17 protein-coding genes and 1 pseudogene are annotated in these 22,201 nt (G+C 40.0%); 7 read left to right on the forward strand and 11 right to left on the reverse strand.

What is annotated here, in order from left to right:
• Positions 1-2 precede the first annotated feature (2 nt).
• On the forward strand, positions 3-956 hold the full coding sequence (locus tag AC0L6H_RS15850; RefSeq protein ID WP_473390097.1) for a UvrD-helicase domain-containing protein: 954 nt from the start codon (positions 3-5) through the stop codon (positions 954-956).
• A gap of 161 nt (positions 957-1,117) precedes the next feature.
• A complete protein-coding gene (locus AC0L6H_RS15855) occupies positions 1,118-1,744 on the forward strand; it encodes a 3'-5' exonuclease (protein WP_473390099.1) in 627 nt (208 codons plus the stop codon).
• A gap of 105 nt (positions 1,745-1,849) precedes the next feature.
• Here the strand turns inward: AC0L6H_RS15855 and bcp (AC0L6H_RS15860) are convergent, their stop codons facing one another.
• The 7 genes and pseudogenes from bcp (AC0L6H_RS15860) to AC0L6H_RS15890 all read right to left on the reverse strand — a co-directional run bounded on the left by bcp (AC0L6H_RS15860) (position 1,850) and on the right by AC0L6H_RS15890 (position 9,866).
• Positions 1,850-2,314, reverse strand: coding sequence for a thioredoxin-dependent thiol peroxidase (gene bcp, locus AC0L6H_RS15860; protein WP_473390100.1), 465 nt, complete (start codon positions 2,312-2,314; stop codon positions 1,850-1,852).
• A gap of 124 nt (positions 2,315-2,438) precedes the next feature.
• Positions 2,439-2,939, reverse strand: coding sequence for a hypothetical protein (locus tag AC0L6H_RS15865; protein WP_473390102.1), 501 nt, complete (start codon positions 2,937-2,939; stop codon positions 2,439-2,441).
• Complete coding sequence (locus AC0L6H_RS15870) at positions 2,939-5,140, reverse strand: tyrosine-type recombinase/integrase (RefSeq protein WP_473390104.1); 2,202 nt, start codon at positions 5,138-5,140, stop codon at positions 2,939-2,941. Before AC0L6H_RS15870 ends, AC0L6H_RS15865 begins: the two co-directional genes overlap by 1 nt.
• A complete protein-coding gene (locus AC0L6H_RS15875) occupies positions 5,137-7,515 on the reverse strand; it encodes a hypothetical protein (RefSeq protein WP_473390105.1) in 2,379 nt (792 codons plus the stop codon). The genes AC0L6H_RS15870 and AC0L6H_RS15875 overlap by 4 nt, the downstream gene beginning before the upstream one ends.
• 4 nt (positions 7,516-7,519) lie before the next feature.
• The gene (locus AC0L6H_RS15880) at positions 7,520-8,911 is read right to left on the reverse strand and encodes a tyrosine-type recombinase/integrase (RefSeq protein WP_473390107.1); all 1,392 of its coding nucleotides are present in this window, start codon (positions 8,909-8,911) and stop codon (positions 7,520-7,522) included.
• Between the two features lie 90 nt (positions 8,912-9,001).
• Positions 9,002-9,334 (reverse strand): annotated as a pseudogene (gene bcp, locus AC0L6H_RS15885) (thioredoxin-dependent thiol peroxidase); the annotation flags it as partial.
• Entirely contained in the window at positions 9,312-9,866 is a 555-nt protein-coding gene (locus AC0L6H_RS15890) for a glycine cleavage system transcriptional repressor (protein WP_473390108.1), read from the reverse strand. The gene AC0L6H_RS15890 and the pseudogene bcp (AC0L6H_RS15885), both read right to left, overlap by 23 nt.
• 205 nt (positions 9,867-10,071) lie before the next feature.
• Here AC0L6H_RS15890 and dapA point away from each other — a divergent pair, with 205 nt between their 5' ends.
• The 3 genes from dapA to purC are packed head-to-tail and all read left to right on the forward strand — an operon-like array spanning position 10,072 to position 12,804.
• The gene (dapA, locus tag AC0L6H_RS15895; RefSeq protein ID WP_473390110.1) at positions 10,072-10,950 is read left to right on the forward strand and encodes a 4-hydroxy-tetrahydrodipicolinate synthase; all 879 of its coding nucleotides are present in this window, start codon (positions 10,072-10,074) and stop codon (positions 10,948-10,950) included.
• 6 nt (positions 10,951-10,956) lie between these two features.
• Complete coding sequence (bamC, locus tag AC0L6H_RS15900; protein WP_473390112.1) at positions 10,957-12,060, forward strand: outer membrane protein assembly factor BamC; 1,104 nt, start codon at positions 10,957-10,959, stop codon at positions 12,058-12,060.
• A 30-nt stretch (positions 12,061-12,090) separates the two neighbouring features.
• Positions 12,091-12,804 (forward strand): phosphoribosylaminoimidazolesuccinocarboxamide synthase, encoded by a 714-nt coding sequence (gene purC / locus AC0L6H_RS15905; protein WP_473390113.1) that lies wholly within the window; start codon positions 12,091-12,093, stop codon positions 12,802-12,804.
• A gap of 18 nt (positions 12,805-12,822) precedes the next feature.
• On the opposite strand, the gene yfaE is transcribed toward purC, so the two are convergent.
• From yfaE to ubiG, 4 genes are all read right to left on the reverse strand, one after another.
• Positions 12,823-13,110 carry a class I ribonucleotide reductase maintenance protein YfaE gene (yfaE, locus tag AC0L6H_RS15910; protein ID WP_473390115.1) on the reverse strand — a complete coding sequence of 96 codons (288 nt, stop codon included), beginning with the start codon at positions 13,108-13,110 and terminating at the stop codon, positions 12,823-12,825.
• 85 nt (positions 13,111-13,195) lie between these two features.
• Positions 13,196-14,326: a class Ia ribonucleoside-diphosphate reductase subunit beta gene (gene nrdB, locus AC0L6H_RS15915; protein ID WP_473390116.1), complete on the reverse strand. Its 1,131-nt coding sequence runs from the start codon at positions 14,324-14,326 to the stop codon at positions 13,196-13,198.
• A 186-nt stretch (positions 14,327-14,512) separates the two neighbouring features.
• Positions 14,513-16,834, reverse strand: a complete 2,322-nt coding sequence (nrdA, locus tag AC0L6H_RS15920) for a class 1a ribonucleoside-diphosphate reductase subunit alpha (RefSeq protein ID WP_473390117.1) — start codon at positions 16,832-16,834, stop codon at positions 14,513-14,515.
• A gap of 444 nt (positions 16,835-17,278) precedes the next feature.
• Positions 17,279-17,983: a bifunctional 2-polyprenyl-6-hydroxyphenol methylase/3-demethylubiquinol 3-O-methyltransferase UbiG gene (gene ubiG, locus AC0L6H_RS15925; RefSeq protein ID WP_473390119.1), complete on the reverse strand. Its 705-nt coding sequence runs from the start codon at positions 17,981-17,983 to the stop codon at positions 17,279-17,281.
• A gap of 295 nt (positions 17,984-18,278) precedes the next feature.
• Between ubiG and gyrA the strand changes: the two genes are divergently transcribed.
• A complete protein-coding gene (gene gyrA / locus AC0L6H_RS15930; RefSeq protein WP_473390121.1) occupies positions 18,279-20,957 on the forward strand; it encodes a DNA topoisomerase (ATP-hydrolyzing) subunit A in 2,679 nt (892 codons plus the stop codon).
• A gap of 130 nt (positions 20,958-21,087) precedes the next feature.
• Positions 21,088-22,170 (forward strand): 3-phosphoserine/phosphohydroxythreonine transaminase, encoded by a 1,083-nt coding sequence (gene serC / locus AC0L6H_RS15935; protein WP_473390122.1) that lies wholly within the window; start codon positions 21,088-21,090, stop codon positions 22,168-22,170.
• The last annotated feature ends 31 nt before the right edge of the window (positions 22,171-22,201 follow it).

The raw sequence follows: 22,201 nt of genomic DNA on the forward strand, positions 1-22,201 counted from the left end.
CGATGAATATAAAAATATGTGAACAAAGACAACGTATCTTAGATGAAACTGGACATATTTTAGTGATTGGTGGGCCTGGTTCAGGGAAAACTACTATTGCTTTAAAAAAAGCTCTTCTGAAACTAGAAGGTGATGCTACAACTAATGATGTGCTCTTTCTTAGCTTTTCTAGAGCAGCAGTTGCTCGTATTTTGGACTCAGCAAAAGAATGGATTCCTAAACAACTTCTCTCTCGTATCGACGTGCAAACATTTCACTCTTTCTTTTGGGGTATTATAAAAACACATTCATATTTGTTAGGTTATCCTCGAAAGCTCTCTATCTTACTTCCGCATGATGAGGCAGCGATTAATAAAGGCATTCAAGTTAGTGATGAGAACGAATGGAGCCAATGGCTATTGGAGCGTGAGAGGCTGTTTTTGCAAGATGGCAAAATTCCTTTCGATTTATTTTCGAGTACGGTTGTCAGACTGATGTCTGGCGCTCGAGATATTAAAAAATTAGTATCTCTTAAATACCCACTGATAATTATTGATGAATCTCAAGACTCTGATGAACAGCAATGGCAATTCGTTAAATTGATGGCCGAATACTCTCAGGTTTTATGCTTAGCTGATTTGGAACAACAAATTTTTGACTTTAGGCCAGGAGTAAGTTCTGAGAGAGTAAATGAAATTCAAACTAATCTAACCCCATTATTTATAGATTTGGGTACTCAGAATAACAGAAGCCCTGACTCTGAGATTTTAGACTTTGGAAACGATCTACTGCGAGGTTTTGCAAAAAACAATCCTTATAACGGTATATCTCGGATCTCTTATCAAGAGAGAGCGGATATGCGCGATAGATCCATACGTCAAAGTATCGGAATTTTAAAGAGGATGGTAAAAAATTCCACAGGGAAAAATCCAGATAGCATAGCTATATTAGCTTCAAGTAATAGGGGGTTGCAGTAATTATAAAAGCCCTCAGGGGAAATGAAGACAACAGATACATTTCACACAAAGTTGCCTTTGATGAGACCAAGGCCTTACTATCGAGTCGATTAGTTGCTTTTTTACTCGAACCTAAGGACCAGAAAAACATTCACCAAGAAAAAGCAGAGTTTCTTCGTTTGTTGTCGGACATATCATTATCGAATGGTAGTGTCGGCGCTAGAAAAGATGCTTTAACTTGGTTGAAGTATAGAGATAGTTTAATAGATAATGGTAAATGCCGAAATATTCCACTAATTAGCGCGATATCAAAAGTTTTTGAAAACATTAATCAAGAGGCCTTTGAGGGTATACCCTCAAAGGATTGGCTAAAAGTAAGACATCTCTTGAGAGAAAGTGGGGATGTTCGTTTAAAACATGTTGAATATTCTGTTCAATATCTTATGGCGTTCAACAGAGGTAAAGCTATTTCGAATAGCTTAAGCGATTTGTGGCAAAGTTATGGTGCCTATGTAAATGCTCGAAAAGCTATTGATTCAGCGTTAATACAAGAACAACTACTGTCTGATGATAACGACATAAGGGGGCTTCATGTTATGACAATGCATAAGTCTAAAGGAAAGCAATTCGATGGTGTAATTATTTTTCACGAAGAAAATATTGCACCGTTAACAAGTTATAGAGATGAAGAGCCTTATTTAAAGAGTAAAAAATTATTACGAGTATCTGTTACTAGGGCATCAAAGCAAGTTTTATTTTTAACGGGCGCGATAACGCCCCCAGCAATATTAAGTAACTATCGTTTTTAGGATATTCGTTCTTTTAATATTCTCTTTATTTAGAGGGTAGCTAGTACATCTTAGAGGCAAAACCCTGCTTGCACCCAAGCAGAGCATATTGCTTGTATTGGGATACTATTTACTGTTCAAATAATCCAACACAACTTCATGGTGATTACTAGTTTTGAACTTGTTAAAGACATGTTCGAGGTTACCACATTCATCGATCAAAAAGGTTGTTCTCACAACGCCCATGTTTTCTCGACCCATGAACTTTTTGAGTTGCCAGACTCCATACTTTTCACAAACCTCGTGTTCTTCATCCGCTAGCAAAGTGAAGTTTAAATCTTGCTTGTTGATAAAGTTTGTTAATTTTTTTGGGGTGTCTGGACTTAAACCAAGCACTACAACGTTGTGCTTATCCAACTCTGTTTTATTGTCACGTAAGCCTTGCGCTTGAACCGTACAGCCTGGTGTCGAAGCGCGTGGGTAGAAGTATAAAAGTACCTTTTTACCGGCAAGATCTGATAGTGTCACAGGGTTATTGTCTTGGTCATTCAGGGTGAAATCTGGCGCTACTTGTCCTACTTCAATTGACATTGGTGTCATCCTTATTCTATTTACGGAGTGAATTATAAAGTGTTATTTGATACGACCTTTAAGCATTTTAATACGTTACGTTATACATTTTGATCGATAGTTTTATATCTTGCAATTAATTACACTAAACAGGACGTTTTTGTGAGAAATCCCCTTTGATAAGGTTATCTGCTCTCGCCTTGACAACTCTGTCCATAGCTTTCTCTCGCTGACTTTCGTGCAACATTCCCATGAGTTCTTGAACCATTTTTATATGGTTCGCTGCTTGTATAGCTAGCGCTTTTTCATGGCTTCTAGCGAGCTCTAGATATTCCTTTTTCTTCCTATTCGCTTGTGTCTTATCGCTTTTTAACTGTTTTACTTCAGCTTGTAAAATATCAATAGGCGATTGATTTGATTTATCTTGTGCCACGCGTGATTCAAGTGATTTATTCTTCACCATATCGCTGATATCATCATGCCTTCGCAATGCTCCAACGGAAAGCCCAGCTTCTTTTTCGACACTACTGTTATTGATTTTTAGCTTGCCTTCCCGGGCTTTTATCTTTAATTCCCGGTTTTCTGGCTTAGCCGATAATAGTCTTTCTAGGGCATTTATCAGCTTGTTTTTAGTTGCTTGTGTCACTATGCTTGCACTCCAAAAGGTATCAGCAATTTTTTTACTTCTTGTGGCAAATTAACCGGTTCATAGCTGATATCTAGGTCATTCATAATACGCTCAGCTGCCGTTATTTTGATATACGCCTCCGATGCAGACTGAGGCGTTAATTCATCGTGCTCAATGTCCCATAACATATGAATTTCGGCTTCTTTTCGTTTAGCCTCGGCAAAAACGGCATCAACAATGAAGTCATTCTTACAATCAACACACTCTAATAACTTGACTTGTGTACGCAGGCTACAAGCTGTTGAAGTGCAATAAACTCCTGGTGCGACGGCGTGAATGTGACGTTTTTGATCGAGAATTTGCTTTTTCCAATAGTTCAGAGAGAGCATGTCGTTGTCTACCTTATCTTTAAACATGTTGCGCTCAGCCTTCATCATGCTTTTTGCAAACTCTTTACCCTTGCCCCCTGCAACACGTTCTTTGTTTGCCAACTTACTAAAGATGTTTAAGTATACTTGCGCTTTTTGTTCGACTCTTTCTTCATCAATGGCATGCGCTAAATTTTGTTTTTGCTTTCTGAATTTTTGGAATTTACTTGCATTCTTAGCGTAGTGGCGAGTCATTGCCATCGAGACATGGCTGAATTGCTGCTTGAGTTGGGGGAAGTCGCAAAGCTCGAAACCAATGAGATAGTAAGCAAACGAACGGCGAAGCTGGTGACCGGAAAATGTATACTCGTCCCCAACATTAAATGAAAGATTAGGATCAGAAACCTTTAAGTCTATGACGTCATCATTAGTTAGCTTAAGCTTCTCTCCAGTGATGCTTTTAAACCAACTTGATAGGTGTCTTCCTAATTCCTTTTTGTTAAGAGCACAACAGCCTTGCTTAACCGAATGAAAAAAAGTATGGCTTTTAGGGTGGCGTTTTCTTAGTGGGGAATGTAGCGTTTGTAGTATCTCGTAAGCCTTTTTACCGACTTCTGTGGTGATGAACTCATCCTGCTTTGACTGAGATCCTTTCACGGTTTTAGAGAGATCAGCATGAATAATGTTAATCATTTGCCCAGATATGTTATCTGTTGTGCACCCATTTACAGTATGCAAGTGATATATTTCATCAGAGCGCATACCTGTGCGCGACATCAACGCCCAGAGACAACCACCATTTAGTTCTTTAAAGAACGATTGCGCCTCTGTGAGCCCGCTTACTACTTTGTTACAAATAGTAATTTTTCGGTTAGGGTGAAATTCGTTAATGTATTCTGTTTTGATTGCCGGTTTGTGCCTTTTGAGAAGTTCAAGAGTTAATTCTTGTGACGGGTTACTTAGCGCACGAAAAGCATCCTGAAAGGCTAATTTCCTTTCACCATCGCGTTGGTTTGCTGACGATAGATACCATTGAACTCGTCCACTTTTTAATTTTGCTTTATCGCTTACTATGTATTTAGCATATCCTTGATAGGATTTTTTATGGTATTCAGCAATGTAATTCGAAAGCATGCCAAGTTCGTTACGAATGGGATATAGATCGTTCACCAGTCTCTCTGATTGTTGAAGCCCAATATAGTAAAGGCGCTGTGGGATAACAGTGAATTGCTTATGATCTTTAAGTGTTAAGCCGAAATCCGAAGGGGTTAAGTAATGGGTAAGACTAACATTAAACGGTAATCGTGTTTTTTCCACGAACAATTTATTAAGTGTTGGATACGTTTGTTCTCGTTCGAAGTCCAAACAGGTCTCGCTGGTTAATACCCATGTTTCCAAGCGTTCAAAACTAAGAAATTCAAAGCTGTTGTGCCCTTCAGCAAGTAGTGCAACGGCGAATTTCTTTAATGCTCGGATCGTCTTCACAATAGTCGGAAAAGAGTAATATTTAGGAGAGATCCACATCATAATCAATGCCAGCGCTTTTAATTCATTGATTAGGTTACGCTCCAGCACCTTGCCATTGAGTAAGAAATCTAGGATGTCCATCTCGGTAGAATGTGGTGCAAAAAACGCATGGAGTTTTCGCCAGGCGTCGTTGTTCCGTACTTTTCCTAGCGACTCACCAGTGATATCAAAACCAATGTCTAACGCTTCAAACTGTTCCCAGTCTCTCGCTTTAATCACAGGCTCTAGAACCTCTTTCAAATAGTTTGTATAGCTTCCAACTTTACTTTGCGCTTTTACTATAATATTTTGTTGGTTAATCCTGTAATCAGCTAGCTTTATCATGAATGTCTCCAAATAGACGGAGCCTGATCTGTGGCCACGATCGCGTGTTCTAGTGATACTCTCTGGTGACGCCCATTTTTGTTAAATAATGACATTGCCGCTTCGTACACTTCCGTGCTTGCAGCATCAAGTGTTAGCTCAAAGGCGGCGATTCGTTCATGCACATACTCATGCGCGTTTGGGTAGTGGTTTACAGCCTCTTTGAGTACATCAATGAAAGAGATAAGTTTGTAGATGGATTGCGTCTCATCGACAGCTTTGGCTGATTGGCATTTAAAACACATGTCATATTCAGTGCAGGGTAGTTGGAGCTTCATGGCGTTATTGGTTTCGCGTTGAGTGCTTTTTCCATCTAGGAAACTTTGTTGCCCATCACAATGAATGCCATTTGGGTTTGTTCTAGCTTTTTCTTGTTCTAACTTATTTTTCCATTCGTCATGTGCCAGCATTTTAATGCCAAACTTGTCAGCGACCGACTTTTTCGCTTGTACAAAATCAGCACTTTCGTCCAATTGTCCTAACACTAGTATAGCTTGTGATAGGATGATTTTATTGAGCCGCGGATCACCATTTGCATAATGCGTATCAATGGTTTGAAGAAGGTTTTGTAGCAGGCTCTTCACACCGCTTACGCCACTATGAGAAAAGACTTCATTGCTGGTCATCTCTCGCCAGCGGCTTGATTGGAGCGATACAAAGTACTCATTTGTTTCAATTGACCAACCTTTAAGTGTATTTGCGCTGATGGGGCTAATTCCTTCCCAATCTCTAGGGGGCTTTTTATCACCGCCTCGTTTCAGCAGCAACCGCTCATATTTTTTTGCTTGTTTATCGGCTGACTCAGTGGCGAATTGTTCAATATCATTAATTAGTCTCTTGTCAGAAGCAGGTATTGAAAAATGACCGTGATCGCCATTTTTGTATTTGAACGACACTTTAATGTTGCCATTTTCATCTCTATTTGAATACGTAAGTGGCAATAAGATACTCTTGAGGGGTAATTCTGTGTAACACGATAAAATGCAATATGCGGTTTCCCTAGCGCCTCTAATGGCTCCAGATTTTGAGCACTGGCGAGTCACTTTACGTACGGTCACCCTGCCAAGCTCATTAGGCGCTTTGCTAAGCTCGCCAACACACTGTTTTCGATAGCTGTAAAATAATGCTTGTAACCATGGCACGCAGGATATGCGGGTCGGAGAAAGCAAGTTTAGCGTAACACAAAGATGTTTATTAATTTCCACCATATTGAATGAGCTGTTTTCTTCACCATGATTATTAACCGTGAACAGTAACACAGAGCCTTCTTCGCCACCTCCGTAGAGTGCTGAGAGTGTCTCAAGGGTTTTAATAAACTTCACGCCATCTCGCTTATCAACTTCGAAGCTTTGATTGGTCAATACAGCGTTCACCTCCTTGTTTGCACGTGCTTTAAAACTTGACACAGTAACTACTTGTAACTTTTTATCCCGCTCCTCAGTATGGATTGTTATTGGATGAGCGATACTTCGCACGTCGCTATCGTTGAGCGAGCTAAAAAAGCACATGAGGTGATAAGCAGCTCCCATTACCATATTAATCGCAGCGCTTGCTTTTACCAGTTTCCCATTTTTGCTCCAAGCAACTGTCTGGGTTTTGACGGATGTGTGAATTAAAACTACTTGCTTGAAGCCAGCTAAGTCAATAACGACAGGCAATTCTGAAGGTACTTCAACGTTTTCTTTTTTTGCCGCAATGAGCTGCGGGGCTAAGGTGAAAAATAATTCGCTTAACCTAGTGACCAGAAGCTTTTCTTCAGCGTCAGAATACCCCCTAAATGAAGTATTTTCATTGGCAAACTCTCTATGTTGGTTTACCCATGCTTCAGCGGGTAATCCGCACCATGACAGGGCCCTGCGAAGCATTGGAACTCTAGTGCTTGCTGTGCTTTCCTTAATCCCAATTTCATCTCCGTGGTTCATTTCCCATAGCTTCTTTGATGGTCTGTAAACTTTAATCAGATGGCGCAGTTCACCATCATTTCCTGCATATTTTAAATACCCAACCTCCGAAAAGGGGTCAGCGCACACAGCGTCACAAAAGACAATAAAGCTGCGTAAAACTTCGTAAATCGAAGTGACAGTTTGTGCTGAATTGCCATTTCCAACATATTTGTATGCATTTTTACTAAACTTTCTGACTAACGGGATGCGGCTGTATATTTTTTGATTTTTGCTGTCTGCTCCAAGATGTAACAGGTGTGATATATCAAGTTTTTCTACCTCCCTATTTTGGGACTCCTTGGAGGGAATTGAATAGCTTAGAGGAATAATATTTTTATTATTTCTGACATACTTAACCGTTTTTGAATTTCTTGCGAGTGGGCTCTTTGGCATGTATTCACCACTTATTGATTTTGTTATTTTTGCTTGCTGCAACACGTAATTGTTCATCCAATTTATTCATGAACTCAATGTATTTTTCGGTTATTGCAGTGCTCGAATGCCCCATCAGTGTTGCTAACTCGTCGAGTAGGTAATTATATGCAACCTGCCGTTCTTGAGACCTGTCCCTCAGCCAAAATGTAGCATAAGTAGAGCGAAGGTCATGGATTCGGTAATACCAGATAGAATCTATTGCTCTGAGATTTTTTCTTAGTACGCTAAAATATACTTCAAGAGTATTTTCAGTGTATGGCCGTCCTCTGTTAGAAACAAAAAGATAACAAACGCTGTCCTTTTCTTGATTAGAGTTGATGATGTTTTTTCCGCGAATCAAATTCTCTTGTCTTTGTTTACTTTCTTTGAATTGCTCTAGTTCTTCATAAAGAGCGAGCGGTAATTCAACCGTGCGCGGCTTACTGTTTTTGGTGTGTGTAAGTCGTACAGGAACAACATCTAGTTCACTGCAATCTTTATCACCAATAACTTGCGAAGGAAAGTGAGTGGCTTCATCAATCCTTAGTCCAGCCTCGATACAAAGTCTGAGCACAAGACGCACCGCCTTAGGTAACCTATCAATATGTTGATAGAATAGGTCTCTATGATTGAGCGACATTGGCTTCAATTTTTGATGGGCAGGCGTTTGGTCATTTTTGGGAAACATCTTCATAATGTTTGACATTTCATAGACCCGTTTTGCCCCTGACTTGGTATGAGCAAGTATGTCGTGCTGATTGTTACTTTGATATCTCTCAACCTTGTTGAAATGTGTTACAACATGCTCATCATCGTTTGTAAGATAACCGTACCTTTGCATCCACTTATAAAAGCAAATAACAGCACCTGTGTAACTTCTTGCTGTACTAAGCGAGTATGCCTCCTTTGCAGTAGCTCCTTGTTTAGCTCGACAGTTAGCTAAAAGGTGCTCTGCAAATCGCCACGGCGCACCTTCTTCTTCATACTCGGTTAGTGTTTTATAGGTTAACCGCTCAGCAGGTATCTCATTTCCATCCTGATCAACCTGAGAATAATGAGTAGAGTCTAAATACCGAGTGAAAGCTAGTAGAGCTTTGGCTATTGAACGTGTGTCACTAACGGCAGCTTCGCCGCGTAGCTTTGAAACGATATAAAGTGATTGTGGATAAACAACAGACCCATTGGGCGCAATAATTATGTCTGTTTTTTTAGAGCGAGATGCATAGTTTGATGGAGAAAGGTGAGAAGTATAAGAGATTTCACCAGATTCGATATCTGTGTGTTCTATAATTTTGAGCTTTGCTAATGTGTCTATTTCAATCGAGAGCAATTGATAGTCATCATAAATATCATTTTCGTGTTGCGTTTTTATCACAATTTAACCCTGTGTGTGTCCCCCATACACTATAGTTTATTTGTCATAAAAAACAATTAAGGTTTTCTGTCAATAAAAATAATCAGGGGTAAACTTTTTTAATCCCCACACACCAAAAGCATCGGCGATAGCGTGATCTTCGTCAGACAGCAAATCAAAATTTAGTGCTTCTTTTTCATGAAATTTTTGTAAACGTTTAACTGGGTCTGGACTGATCCCCACGACCGTGACGTTTTTCTGGTCGAGCTTATTCATACTGTCGCGTAAACCTTTTGCTTGTACGGTACAGCCCGGCGTAGAAGCTTTGGGATAAAAATAAACAAGCACTTTACTACCCTCTAAGCTTTGTAAACTAATTTCATCGTTGTTTTGGTTTTTTAACGTGAATTGAGGTGCGTCATCACCAGCTTTCAGTGTATTCATCATTTTCCTTAATTGGTTTGTGGCTAATTTTACCATGTAATCCCATCTTGTTGAGAAGGGCTTTAATATTTTCGTCAAATACGACTAAGTCGGTACTTTTGGGCGTCGTCAAAATCATTTTGCATTCTAGGATGTTCTGTTCTGACTCAACAACGGTTTTTTGCCTTATAGCACTTACTGACACGCCTAATTGTGCCAAGGCTTGCGTAACCTGATGCATGACGCCGCTGGCATCTCTACCTGAAAAAGACAAGCGCAGGACTTGTTCTATATTCTGTTTTTTATGGCCACTGGTACGTTTCATCATGCAAAGAAGATCATCGCGTACGCACAAGCTAGACATTTCAATCTCAAGCAGAGTTACCGCGTTTTGTTTGCCGCTGACAATTAATGTGAGTGAGAAATCGGTTCCATATTGGGCATGGCGACTATCTAGAATATTGCAGTTTTGTTGGCTAATACAAGCTGTGATATTGCTCAGTGCGCGTAGAGAGTTTTTGCCTATTATGGTAATAATTAACTGATGAGTCATGGGTAAAAGGTCCATAGATAGTAACAGACTGCTTCATAAAATTTCTGATCGCTATATTAGCAGTAATCATTTGATTGAAGAAATGTTCTATTTATTTTTTTATAAAGCATATATTTCGCCAGTTAATTCATAAAATAAGCGTGAAACCCTTGTTTTTAACCGTTCAGCAAACTACTATTGCGCTACAAAAAAAAGGGGAGATATCATGTTCCAAGGTAGTTACGTCGCGCTGGTTACGCCCATGTTCGATTCGGGTGAAACTGATTATGCGAGTTTGGCGCAATTAGTCGATTTTCACATAGAAAATAATACCCATGGTATTGTTGCAGTGGGTACCACAGGTGAGTCAGCTACTCTTCCTTTTAAAGAACATATAAAAGTCATTCAATTTATCGTTGACTGCGCTGCTGGTAGAATTCCAGTTATAGCGGGTTCAGGCGCAAATAGCACTGATGAAGCTGTGTTTTTAACTACGCAAATTGAAAAATTGGGTGTTGACGGATTTTTAAGTGTTGTTCCTTATTACAATAAACCTCAGCAAGCTGGTTTAGTCGCTCATTTTACCGCAGTAGCTAATGCGTCTGACTTACCTCTCATTTTATATAATGTTCCTTCTCGAACGGTACTTGATATGCAAACTAGTACTGTTGCTACGCTGGCATCTCACGCCAATATAGTGGGTATTAAAGATGCAACAGGAGATTTAAATCGTCTTCAAGAGATGAAATCAAGTTTGCCAGAGGATTTTTTACTATTTAGTGGTGACGACGCTACTGGATGTGCTTTTATGGAAAAGGGTGGTCACGGCGTCATTTCAGTAACGGCGAATATAGTACCTGCAAATATGTCAGCAATGTGTGTTCATTCAAAGGAAGGTCGTTTCAAAGAGGCTAAAAATATTGATGATCGCTTACAAGCGCTCCATCATGCATTGTTTATAGAACCCAACCCTGTTTTACCCAAGTGGGCCTTATATAAAATGGGTAAATTAGCTTCACCTTATTTACGATTACCTATGGTGTTACCTGAACTAAATCACCAAATAAGCATCGAACAAGAGTTAAAAGAATTAGGATTACTATAAAACCAAATGAAAAATTATTGTCTTATTATCATTTGCGCTGCGATAGCATTAAGCGCATGCTCAAGCCCAGGTTCGCGTGAGCGCACTTCTGGCGATTACAAATATATGGAAGCTAAGCAAAAAAGTGCAGATTTAAAGGTCCCAGAAGAATTAGATCGCCCTAAGCGTTCTAATCGTTACGACTTACCTAACTTGAATTCATCATCTACCAACAACGTGATCATTGGTGACGAAATTAGTATTGCTTCTCCGCGTTTAGTTTTGCCTCTTGTTACTGGTTCTCATGTCGAAGAAGGTATTGAAGGCGCAACGGTGATGTTTGATCAAGTTGACGACAGCACTAGTCTCGATAAAACCATTTGGGATAAAGTGTTAGCGTATTTAGAACAAAATAACATTGGTGTAGAAAGTTTCGATCGAGAAGCCAACGTGCTTTCGACAGATTGGGTTATTTCAGTGTCTGAATTAGACAGCAGTTGGTATGATCTTTCTAGCGAATATATAGAACAGGCGAAGAAATTTAAATTGACCTTAGATGTTGCGCCTCATGGCAGAACAGCGTCACTCAGCAATGAGATTATTGATTATATCGATGAAGACGGCAATGCATCGCTTGCATCAATGGATCCAATAAGCAAGCGCACTAACGAAGTTGAATTTTTAAACTATATTATAGAAGAATACGATTTCGGCGTGCGCTTAGCACGTTCAGAAAGAATTGCTAAAATCAGAGACGGTTTTAACAGTGAGCTTGGTTTTAACGCCGACGGCGATTCTGCTGTAATAATAGACGCGAGCTATAATGATGCGTGGCCAAGATTGCTTTTAGTCCTGCGAAAAATGGGCTTTGACGTGATCGACTTAGATCAATCCTCGGGTATTATGTTTGTCTCTTACAACGGTTCAGAAGATGGCTTTTGGAATAGTTTATTTACTAAGGAAGGATTACCCTTAAAAGAAGATAACTATCGCTTATTCGTTCAGCGTGCAGGCCAAAGAACAAGTCTAACGTTTAAAGACAACGATAACGTAGCATTTAACCCTAGACAACTAAGCGACATTTTCCCAGTTTTTAAAGACTACATGTCGTCCGATGATTTAGATATATAACAAACGCTCAACACTTTTATTGGAGTAAATATGCAAAAAGTCTCTGAATTGTATCGCGGTAAAGCGAAGACAGTATTTGTAACCGACGATCCTAATATGCTGATATTAGAATTTAGGGATGACACATCAGCCTTTGATGGGGAAAAAATAGAGCAACTTAGCCGTAAAGGTGAAGTGAATAATAAGTTTAATCACTATATTATGCAGCAACTAGAAAGTGCTGGCGTGAAAACGCAAGTAGAAGCGCTTATTAACGACAACGAAAGCTTAGTAAAAAAATTGAACATGATCCCAGTCGAATGCGTCGTAAGAAATTATGCCGCGGGCTCACTCTGCCGCAGACTGGGCGTAGAAGAAGGTCTTGCCTTGTCGCCACCTACCTTTGAATTTTTTCTGAAAAATGATGCCTTACACGACCCAATGATTAACGAATCTCATTGCGTTGCTTTTGGCTGGGCAAGTGAAGCACAAATTGCTCAGATGAAAGAATTAACATTTAAGGTAAACAGTATTTTAACGCCCTTGTTTGATAAAGGCGGCATGTTACTTGTTGATTTTAAACTTGAGTTTGGTGTTGATGCTGAGGGTAATATTGTTTTAGGGGACGAGTTCACACCCGATGGCTGTAGACTATGGGATAAAGAAAGCAAGAAGAAGCTAGATAAAGACCGCTTTAGGCAAGGCTTAGGTTCAGTTGTTGAGTCTTACATTGAGGTCGCGTCGCGCATTGGTTTGGATTTATAAGGCCAAAGATATTAGGCTTTAATATTCTATTTTTATCTTTATGTTACTACTGGCTACAGTACAACAAGAAAGAAATTCATCATCATCAATAAATGCGAGTGGCTCGATACGATATTCTACAGAGCCGCTCAACAATTTTGTTCTGCACACGCCACAAAAACCTTCTCGACAATTATAATTAACGTCAACCTCAGCTCGCTCCAAGGTTTCGAGTATAGTCTCGTTGTCCTCTGAGCGCAGGCTAACGTCTCCAATGTCTATTGAATTTTCTTGTGTTAAATTTTCACAACTAATATTATTTTTCACTAGAAGAGCAGTCCGACGCTTATTAAAATGCCAGACTTAACGCGACTTTATCGCAATTAGTCTGGCAAAATGAACCGGTGTTAAGTTAAAGATCAAAACCGCCAAAGTCATCAGCACTTACTTCCGCATCTATTTGCGATACTAAGTATGAGCTTACTTCCACTTCTTGTGGAGCAACTTGAACATTGTCTGAACTTAAATAGTTATTCATCCAGGGCAATGGGTTACTCTTACTTTCAAATTCTGTTTCCATGCCAATTGCTGCCATTCGCTGGTTAGCGATAAACTCGACATAATCACTCAGTATTTCTTCGTTTAATCCCAACATAGAACCATTTTTAAACAAATATTTTGCCCACTCTTTTTCTTGTCTAACGGCCGTTAAAAATATTTCGCGGGCTTCGTCAGCACACTCTGCGGCTATCGATTCCATTTCTGGGTCGTCTTTACCTTTGGTCCAAAGATTTAAAATATGCTGGGTACTGGTTAAGTGAATATTTTCATCGCGGGCAATTAGGCGAATAATTTTCGAATTGCCTTCCATTAATTCACGTTCAGCGAAGGCGAAAGTACAGGCAAATGAAACATAGAAACGAATTGCTTCTAGTGCATTTACTGAATTCATACATAAAAATAGCTTTTTCTTGAGTTCGCGAATATTGATAAGGTGAGTTTCGCCGTCAATATCAAAGCTACCTTCACCTTGCGTCTGGTAAAGTTGAGTAGCAAATATAAGGTCGTCATAATATTTTGAAATATCTGTTGCTCTTCGTTTAATTTCTTCGTTTACCACGATGTCGTCAAAGATCTCGCTTGGATCCGAAAATAAATTACGCAATATATGTGTATATGAACGAGAGTGAATCGTTTCAAAAAATGACCACGTTTCTACCCAAGTCTCTAGCTCTGGCAAAGATATAATTGGTAAAAACGCAATATTCGGTGACCTGCCTTGAACAGAATCAAGGAGTGTTTGATATTTTAAATTAGAAATAAAGATATGTTTCTCAGCGTCACTTAATTTGCTGAAATCTACTCTGTCTTTGCTGACATCAACTTCTTCAGGTCGCCAGAAAAAGGAGATTTGCTTTTCGATTAACTTTTCGAAAATAGGGTGCTTTTGTTGGTCATATCTAGCCACGTTAACCGAGTTACCGAAAAACATCGGCTCAATCATAGTGTCGATAGTTTTTTGATTAAAAGTAGTATATTTCATAATTGTTATATTTATGCCTAGTAAAAATTAAACCTTGATATTGATCATAGTACTTAGCGCTGATTCAAGGCCAAAAGTTGTGTCAATTTAAAATGCGTTAGCGTAAACCACCATTTACTCTAGCCTCTTCTATTCTCAATAAAAGCCTGCTGAAGCGATGGTTTACGACCAACATTGTAATAAAGCTTATATTTTGCAAGCGCCTCCTGCGCAATCATCGTCTTCTTCGATAATGACTTCTTTCGCCCGAGCTTTATTACTATCAAGTTCTTGTTCTGCATCAGATTTATCAGAAGCGCCATCGCGAGTGTTATGGTAATACAAAGTTTTTATGCCCAACTTGTAAGTGGTCAATAAGTCTTGAAGCAACACTTTCATTGGCACTTTTCCACCCTCGAATTTACCCGGGTCATAACTTGTATTTGCCGAAATAGTTTGGTCAATAAACTTCTGCATAATCGCAACTAATGCTAAATACCCATCATTAGAAGGGATGTCCCACAATAGCTCATATTTATCGCGCAATCTTTTGTATTCGGGCACTACTTGCTTAAGTACGCCATCTTTACTCTGCTTGATGCTGATGTGTCCACGCGGTGGCTCTATACCGTTTGTTGCATTTGAAATTTGTGACGAGGTTTCAGAGGGCATAAGTGCCGATAAGGTACTATTGCGTAGCCCATGTTCTACGATATCAGCGCGTAGGGCATCCCAATCATAGTGCAGAGGCTCATTACAAATCTTGTCTAAATCTTTTTTATAGGTGTCTATGGGTAACAAGCCTTGCGAATATGTCGTTTCATTAAACTTAGGACAGGCTCCTTTCTCTTTCGCAAGATTATTAGACGCTTTTAATAAATAATACTGAATTGCTTCAAATGTTCTATGTACGAGGCCATTTGCGCTAGAGTCTGAGTATTTAACGCCATTTTTAGCAAGATAATAGGCAAAATTTATAACACCTATGCCTAAAGTTCGTCTGCCCATGGTTGCGTTTAAAGCTGCGGGTACTGGATAATCTTGGTAGTCAAGCAGGCTGTCTAATGCACGTACCGACAAATCGGCCAACTCTTCCAAATCATCAAGGCTTTCAATGGCTCCAAGATTGAAGGCAGAAAGCGTACACAAAGCAATTTCCCCTTCAGGATCATTAACATGCTCTAATGGCTTTGTTGGTAAAGCAATTTCTAAACATAAGTTGCTTTGTCTAACAGGCGCGACCTTAGGATCAAAAGGACTGTGGGTATTGCAATGATCCACGTTTTGTAAATACATACGCCCAGTATTAGCGCGCTCTTGCATAAATTGCCCAAAAATATCAATCGCTTTAATGCGCTTTTTACGAATGCTATCGTCATTTTCATATTTTACGTATAAACGCTCAAATTCGTCTTGGTCGGCGAAGAATGCATCATATAATCCGGGCGTATCTGAAGGACTAAATAATGTAATGTACTCTCCCTTCAACATGCGGGTATACATCAATTTATTGCATTGCACACCATAATCGAGATGACGTACTCTGTTTTCTTCCACACCGCGGTTATTTTTTAGCACTAATAGTGATTCAATTTCTAAATGCCAGATTGGGTAGAATAGGGTTGCCGCTCCACCGCGCACACCACCTTGAGAACAGCTTTTAACTGCCGTTTGAAAGTATTTATAAAAAGGAATACATCCAGTATGAAAAGCCTCACCGCCGCGAATTGGGCTGCCTAAGGCTCTAATGCGACCAGCGTTAATACCGATTCCAGCTCGTTGACTAACGTATTTTACAATAGCGCTGGCGGTAGCGTTGATTGAATCTAAGCTGTCACCAGCCTCAATCAATACGCAGGAGCTAAATTGACGAGTAGGTGTTCTAACACCCGCCATAATTGGCGTCGGTAAAGATAGTTTAAACGTCGAAGCGGCATCATAAAAACGTTTAACGTAATCTAAGCGGACTTCTTTGTCATATTTTGCAAACAAACATGCGGCAACAAGTACATATAAGAATTGAGCACTTTCGTAAATATCGCCAGTTACGCGGTTTTGTACTAAATACTTGCCTTCTAGCTGTTTAACAGCGGCATAGCTAAAATTAAGGTCACGCGTGTGGTCAATAAACGCATTCATTTCATTAAATTCTTGCTCGCTATAGTCTTCAAGCAAATGCTTATCATATTTGCCCTTTTCAACCATTGATGTCACTTGCTTATATAAGTGCGGAGGTTCGTATTGGCCGTATGCTTTTTTGCGAAGATGGAAAATAGCCAACCGCGCTGATAAATATTGATAATCAGGCGTCTCAGGGGTGATTAAATCGGCCGCAGATTTAATCATTGTTTCATGAATTTCGGCCGTTTTAATACCATTATAAAATTGAATCTGCGCTTTTATTTCAACTTGGGAAACAGATACATCTTCTAGACCTTTAGCAGCCCAAGATACTACTTTGTGAATTTTCTCTAAATCGATCGGTTCTTGTGTACCATCGCGCTTTGTTACTAACAAATTGTTATTCATTATTTGGTGCTCTATAAATTTGTATTTCAGTTCATTAACGCACCTGAGGTATGCGCTAAAAGAAATTAGTAGTAGTAAGTAAAGTGAGAGGTGGCGATATAGATAAACATGGTGTTCAACAGCCTGCTCGCGTTGTTTGACCTATTTTTTATATTTTTTAATGACATAGGCCTCACTCACCAGACACAAGATAGTGTGTTAAAGGATGCTTTGCAATCACTATATGTAGTGTTTTGCGTCAAATTTTTGACGCGTCAAAAAAGGTTAGTGCAGGCTAACCTAAAAGGGCAAAAGAGACGCCTTCTTTTGCCGTTTCAAGTTTTATTTATAGATTATTTTTGAGGTGGAATATTTAGTTATAACGAAATAGCTTTTTAACACAAAGTAAAAAACCATAACAAAAATTAATCAATTCACCTGCTAGCTAAGCCCAGATGCAATTTACTAAAGCGGATTTTTACACACGACAAAATAATTAACGTCTACGTTTTTGTTTGATAGAAAATAACCTTGGGTTAATGGGTTAAAGTGCATGCCCGTCATATTAGTCACAGTAAGTGTGGTGTTTTCAATCATGCTAATGAGTTCGCTCGGGCGTATGAATTTACCATGATCATGCGTCCCTTTAGGCACCATTTTTAAGAGGTATTCAGCGGCAACGATGGCCAATGCGTAGGACTTTATATTTCTGTTGAGAGTAGAGAATATGACCACGCCACCAGGTTTGACTAACTGAGCACAAGCACTTACTACAGATGCAGGGTTTGGAACATGCTCAAGCATTTCAAGACAGACCACCACATCATACTCTTTGGCATGTGCTTGCGCCCAGTCTTCTGCGGTAGATAGAACATAGTCAACACTTATTCCACTTTCTAAGCGATGCAAGTTAGCAACATCCAAAGACGCTTTGGCCATATCGAGGCCGGTGACCTTAGCACCTTTTGCCGCAAGTGCTTCTGACAATATTCCGCCTCCACAACCAACATCGATGACCACTTTATCGAACAACGACTCTACTTGTTCTTCGATAAAATCAACACGCAGGGGGTTTATATCGTGAAGGGATTTAAATTCACCGTTTTCATCCCACCAACTACTGGCCAATTCAGAAAATTTTGCTAGCTCTTGTGTATCGACGTTACTCACGATATCGCTTCCTTAATCTGACTTATCAGACACTCAATTTATTGGTCTGTTGAATAATAATTGTACATCTATAGCTTTTTCGATGGCCTGATCCATAAAATATTTTGAATTGTCATCGAATTTAGCTATTTTCGAATGCTCTTCATGCTACAGTTTTGCCTTAACTAATGATACTATGCAACATGAAAAACGTGAATAATAACAAAGTAATCGCGTGCGCCAGAAACAAAGTCCATTTACATAATGAACAAGATCAGGCAGCAAACGAAATACATAAAAAAGGATCATGCAGTTTATGACTGACAATGCCAATGCAATTTCTTCAATCAATATCGAAGATGAGCTAAAAAACTCCTATTTAGATTATGCGATGAGCGTTATTGTGGGCCGTGCCCTACCTGACGTCCGAGATGGGCTAAAACCCGTTCATCGCCGCGTACTCTTTGCCATGAACGAGCTTAAGAACGACTTCAACAAGCCATACAAAAAATCAGCAAGGGTAGTAGGGGACGTTATCGGTAAATATCACCCCCATGGCGATAGTGCTGTGTACGATACAATTGTACGAATGGCGCAACCATTCTCTTTGCGCTACATGTTGGTTGATGGCCAAGGTAATTTTGGTTCTGTCGATGGCGATTCAGCAGCTGCAATGCGTTACACCGAAATAAGAATGGCGAAAATAGCGCACGAATTGCTTGCCGATTTAGATAAAGAAACCGTCAATTTTGTACCAAACTACGACGGACAAGAACATATTCCCGAAGTTTTGCCGACCAAAGTTCCCAACTTACTAGTTAATGGCTCATCAGGCATTGCTGTGGGCATGGCAACGAACATTCCACCGCACAATCTTACTGAGGTTGTCAACGGATGTATCGAACTTATCAAAAATCCAGACCTGACTATCGAAGAGCTTATTGAGTTTATCCCTGGCCCAGATTTTCCGACCGCCGCAATCATCAGTGGCCGACAAGGTATTATTAGTGCTTATAAAACTGGACGCGGCAAAATCTATTTGCGCGCCAAGGCTGAAATTGAACAAGAAGATAATGGCAAAGAAACCATTGTTGTACACGAGATTCCTTACCAGGTAAATAAGGCCCGTTTAATTGAAAAAATGGCCGAATTGGTAAAAGAAAAGAAAGTCGAAGGCATATCTGCCTTACGAGACGAATCAGACAAAGATGGTATGCGCATCGTCATTGAAGTTAAGCGCAACGAATCTGCTGAAGTGCTACTCAATAAACTGTATTCCTTAACCCAACTACAAACCGTATTTGGGATAAACATGGTTGCATTAGACAAAACGCAGCCTAAAGTGTTTAACCTCAAAGAAGTACTAGAATCATTTATATTACATAGGCGAGAAGTGGTTACCCGCCGCACAGTTTATGAACTTAAAAAGGCAAGAGACCGTGCACATATATTAGAAGGCTTAGCAATAGCCCTTGTTAATATAGACCCAATCATTGAATTGATTAAAGCGTCAAGTAGTCCTTCAGATGCTAAAAAAGCTTTAGTTAGCTTAGGATGGGATTTAGGCGATGTAGCCCAGATGCTCGAAAGGGCGGGCAATAATGCGGCTCGACCTGATTGGCTAGCTGATGAATACGGCATTCGCGATGGCAAATACTTCTTAACCGAAGAACAAGCGCAAGCCATCCTTGATTTACGTCTAAACAAATTAACTGGCCTTGAACACGATAAAATTCTTGAAGAATATCGTAACCTAATTGATTTTATTGCAGAATTATTAGAGATCCTTGGCAGTTCAATTCGCTTGATGGAAATTATTACCGAAGAACTTGAAAAAATTAGAGATGAATTTGGCGACGCGCGCCGAACTGAAATTACCGCTGCGAGCCATGACATCGATATTGAAGATCTGATTGAACGTGAAGAGGTTGTGGTTACTCTCTCCCACGAAGGCTACGTAAAATACCAAAAACTGTCCGATTATGAAGCTCAGCGTCGTGGTGGTAAGGGTAAATCAGCCACTAAGATGAAAGACGAAGATTTTATTGAAAAACTTCTCGTCGCCAATACCCATGATCACATACTTTGCTTCTCTACACGCGGACGCTTGTATTGGTTAAAAGTGTATCAATTACCCCTTGCAAGCAGAAATGCGCGCGGGCGACCCATAGTTAATATTTTACCATTAGAAGAAAACGAACGTATCACTGCGATACTCCCGATCCAAGAGTTTGAAGCAGGTAAATATGTCTTTATGGCGACCGCAAATGGCTCTGTGAAAAAGACTGAATTAATTCATTACTCTCGCCCACGTGCAAACGGCATAATTGCTGTTAATTTAAATGATGGTGACGAATTAATCGGAGTTGACCTTACCGATGGGTCTTCTGAAATCATGCTGTTTTCGAACGCGGGTAAAGTTGTTAGATTTGCAGAAGACCAAGTAAGACCGATGGGTAGAACCGCTACCGGTGTAAGAGGAATAAGAATTGCTGAAACTGAGAAAGTCGTATCTTTGATTATTCCAAACACCGAAGGCGACATATTAACCGCTACCGAAAACGGCTATGGTAAATGTACAGCTATTTCTGAATATCCAGCGAAAAGCCGTGCTACTAAAGGCGTAGTTTCAATTAAAGTATCAGATAGAAACGGCCAAGTTGTTGGCGCGGTACAAGTAAGCCAGACAGATGAAATGATGCTTATTAGTGATCGAGGTACGCTTGTGCGTACTCGTGTTTCTGAGGTCTCAAGAGTAGGGCGTAACACCCAAGGCGTTACCCTCATTCGTACAGTTGAAGGCGAGCATGTAGTCGGCCTACAACGTATTGATGAAATCATTGAAGACGAAACCGTCATTGAAACCGATGAAGATGGGAACGTGATTGAAGCAAATGATTCTAACGCGGCATTAGCTGACGATGACAATGCAGCGCCAACAGCGTCTGACGATGCTGATGACGAGGCAGACGACAGCGATGACGAAAAAGAATAATCGTCACGCGCAGTAAAACGGTGTACTAAAGTGCGTACCATGATTCACATTTAGTATGTAAGTAACAATTTGTTAGCACCAAGCAGCAAACACAAGATGTGCTTTGCTGCTTTTTTATGTTGAGAATTACATGAGTGTATTTAATTTTAGTGCTGGACCGGCAATGCTTCCAAAAGCGGTAATGGCGAAAGCACAGTCTGAGTTTGTTAATTGGAATGGCTCGGGTACGTCTGTGATGGAAGTCAGTCACCGAGGTAAGGCATTTATTGAAATCGCTGAAAAGTCAGAAGCTGATCTGCGGCGTTTGTTAAATATACCGGCTAACTACAAAGTTTTATTCATGCAAGGAGGAGGACGCGGTCAGTTCTTCTCAGTGCCGCTTAACTTGGCGAAAAGAGGTACACTTTCACAGCATTTGGTTTCGGGCCAGTGGTCAAAAAGTGCTGTCGCAGAAGCTGCAAAATACATGCAAACCCAAGTCCTTGCTGAAAATTACACAGAAAATGGAAAGACGTACGCCCCGCAAGAAACTTCATTTAGCGTCGATCAGCAAGCAGCTTACTTTCACTATTGTCCTAATGAGACCGTTGAAGGCATTGAAATTAACTGGGTACCAAAAACCGGCAGCGTTCCACTTGTTGCTGATATGTCGTCAAACATATTATCTAAACAACTCAATATTGCAGACTACGGCATTATTTATGCAGGAGCACAGAAAAATATCGGGCCATCAGGATTAGCCATCGTGATTGTACGTGAAGATTTAATTGGCCTTGAAAGAGACGATACCCCATCAATATTTAGTTATAAAGCGCAATCTAGCCATGACAGTATGTACAATACACCACCTACTTTTTCTTGGTATTTAGCCGGCCTTGTGTTTGAGTGGTTACTGGAAAACGGTGGTGTGAGTGCGATTGAAAAAATTAACAAAGTAAAAGCTGATAAGCTATATTCATGTATAGATAACAGCAAGTTTTATGTTAATCATGTGGCTGAGGCTAACCGCTCTAAAATGAATGTCACTTTTCATCTCAACGACCCCAAACTTGACAGCCTCTTTTTAGAGAAAGCTGAAGCACAAGGTTTACTAGCGCTCAAAGGCCATCGCGCAGTAGGTGGCATGAGGGCAAGCATATACAATGCAATGGAGCTTGAAGGTATCAATGCCTTGGTCTCGTTCATGCAAGATTTTGAACGCGTCAATGCTTAAGCGAAATTTAAATTTAAACTTAGGAAACTTA

It is taken from the genome of Glaciecola sp. G7-5, assembly GCF_055808975.1.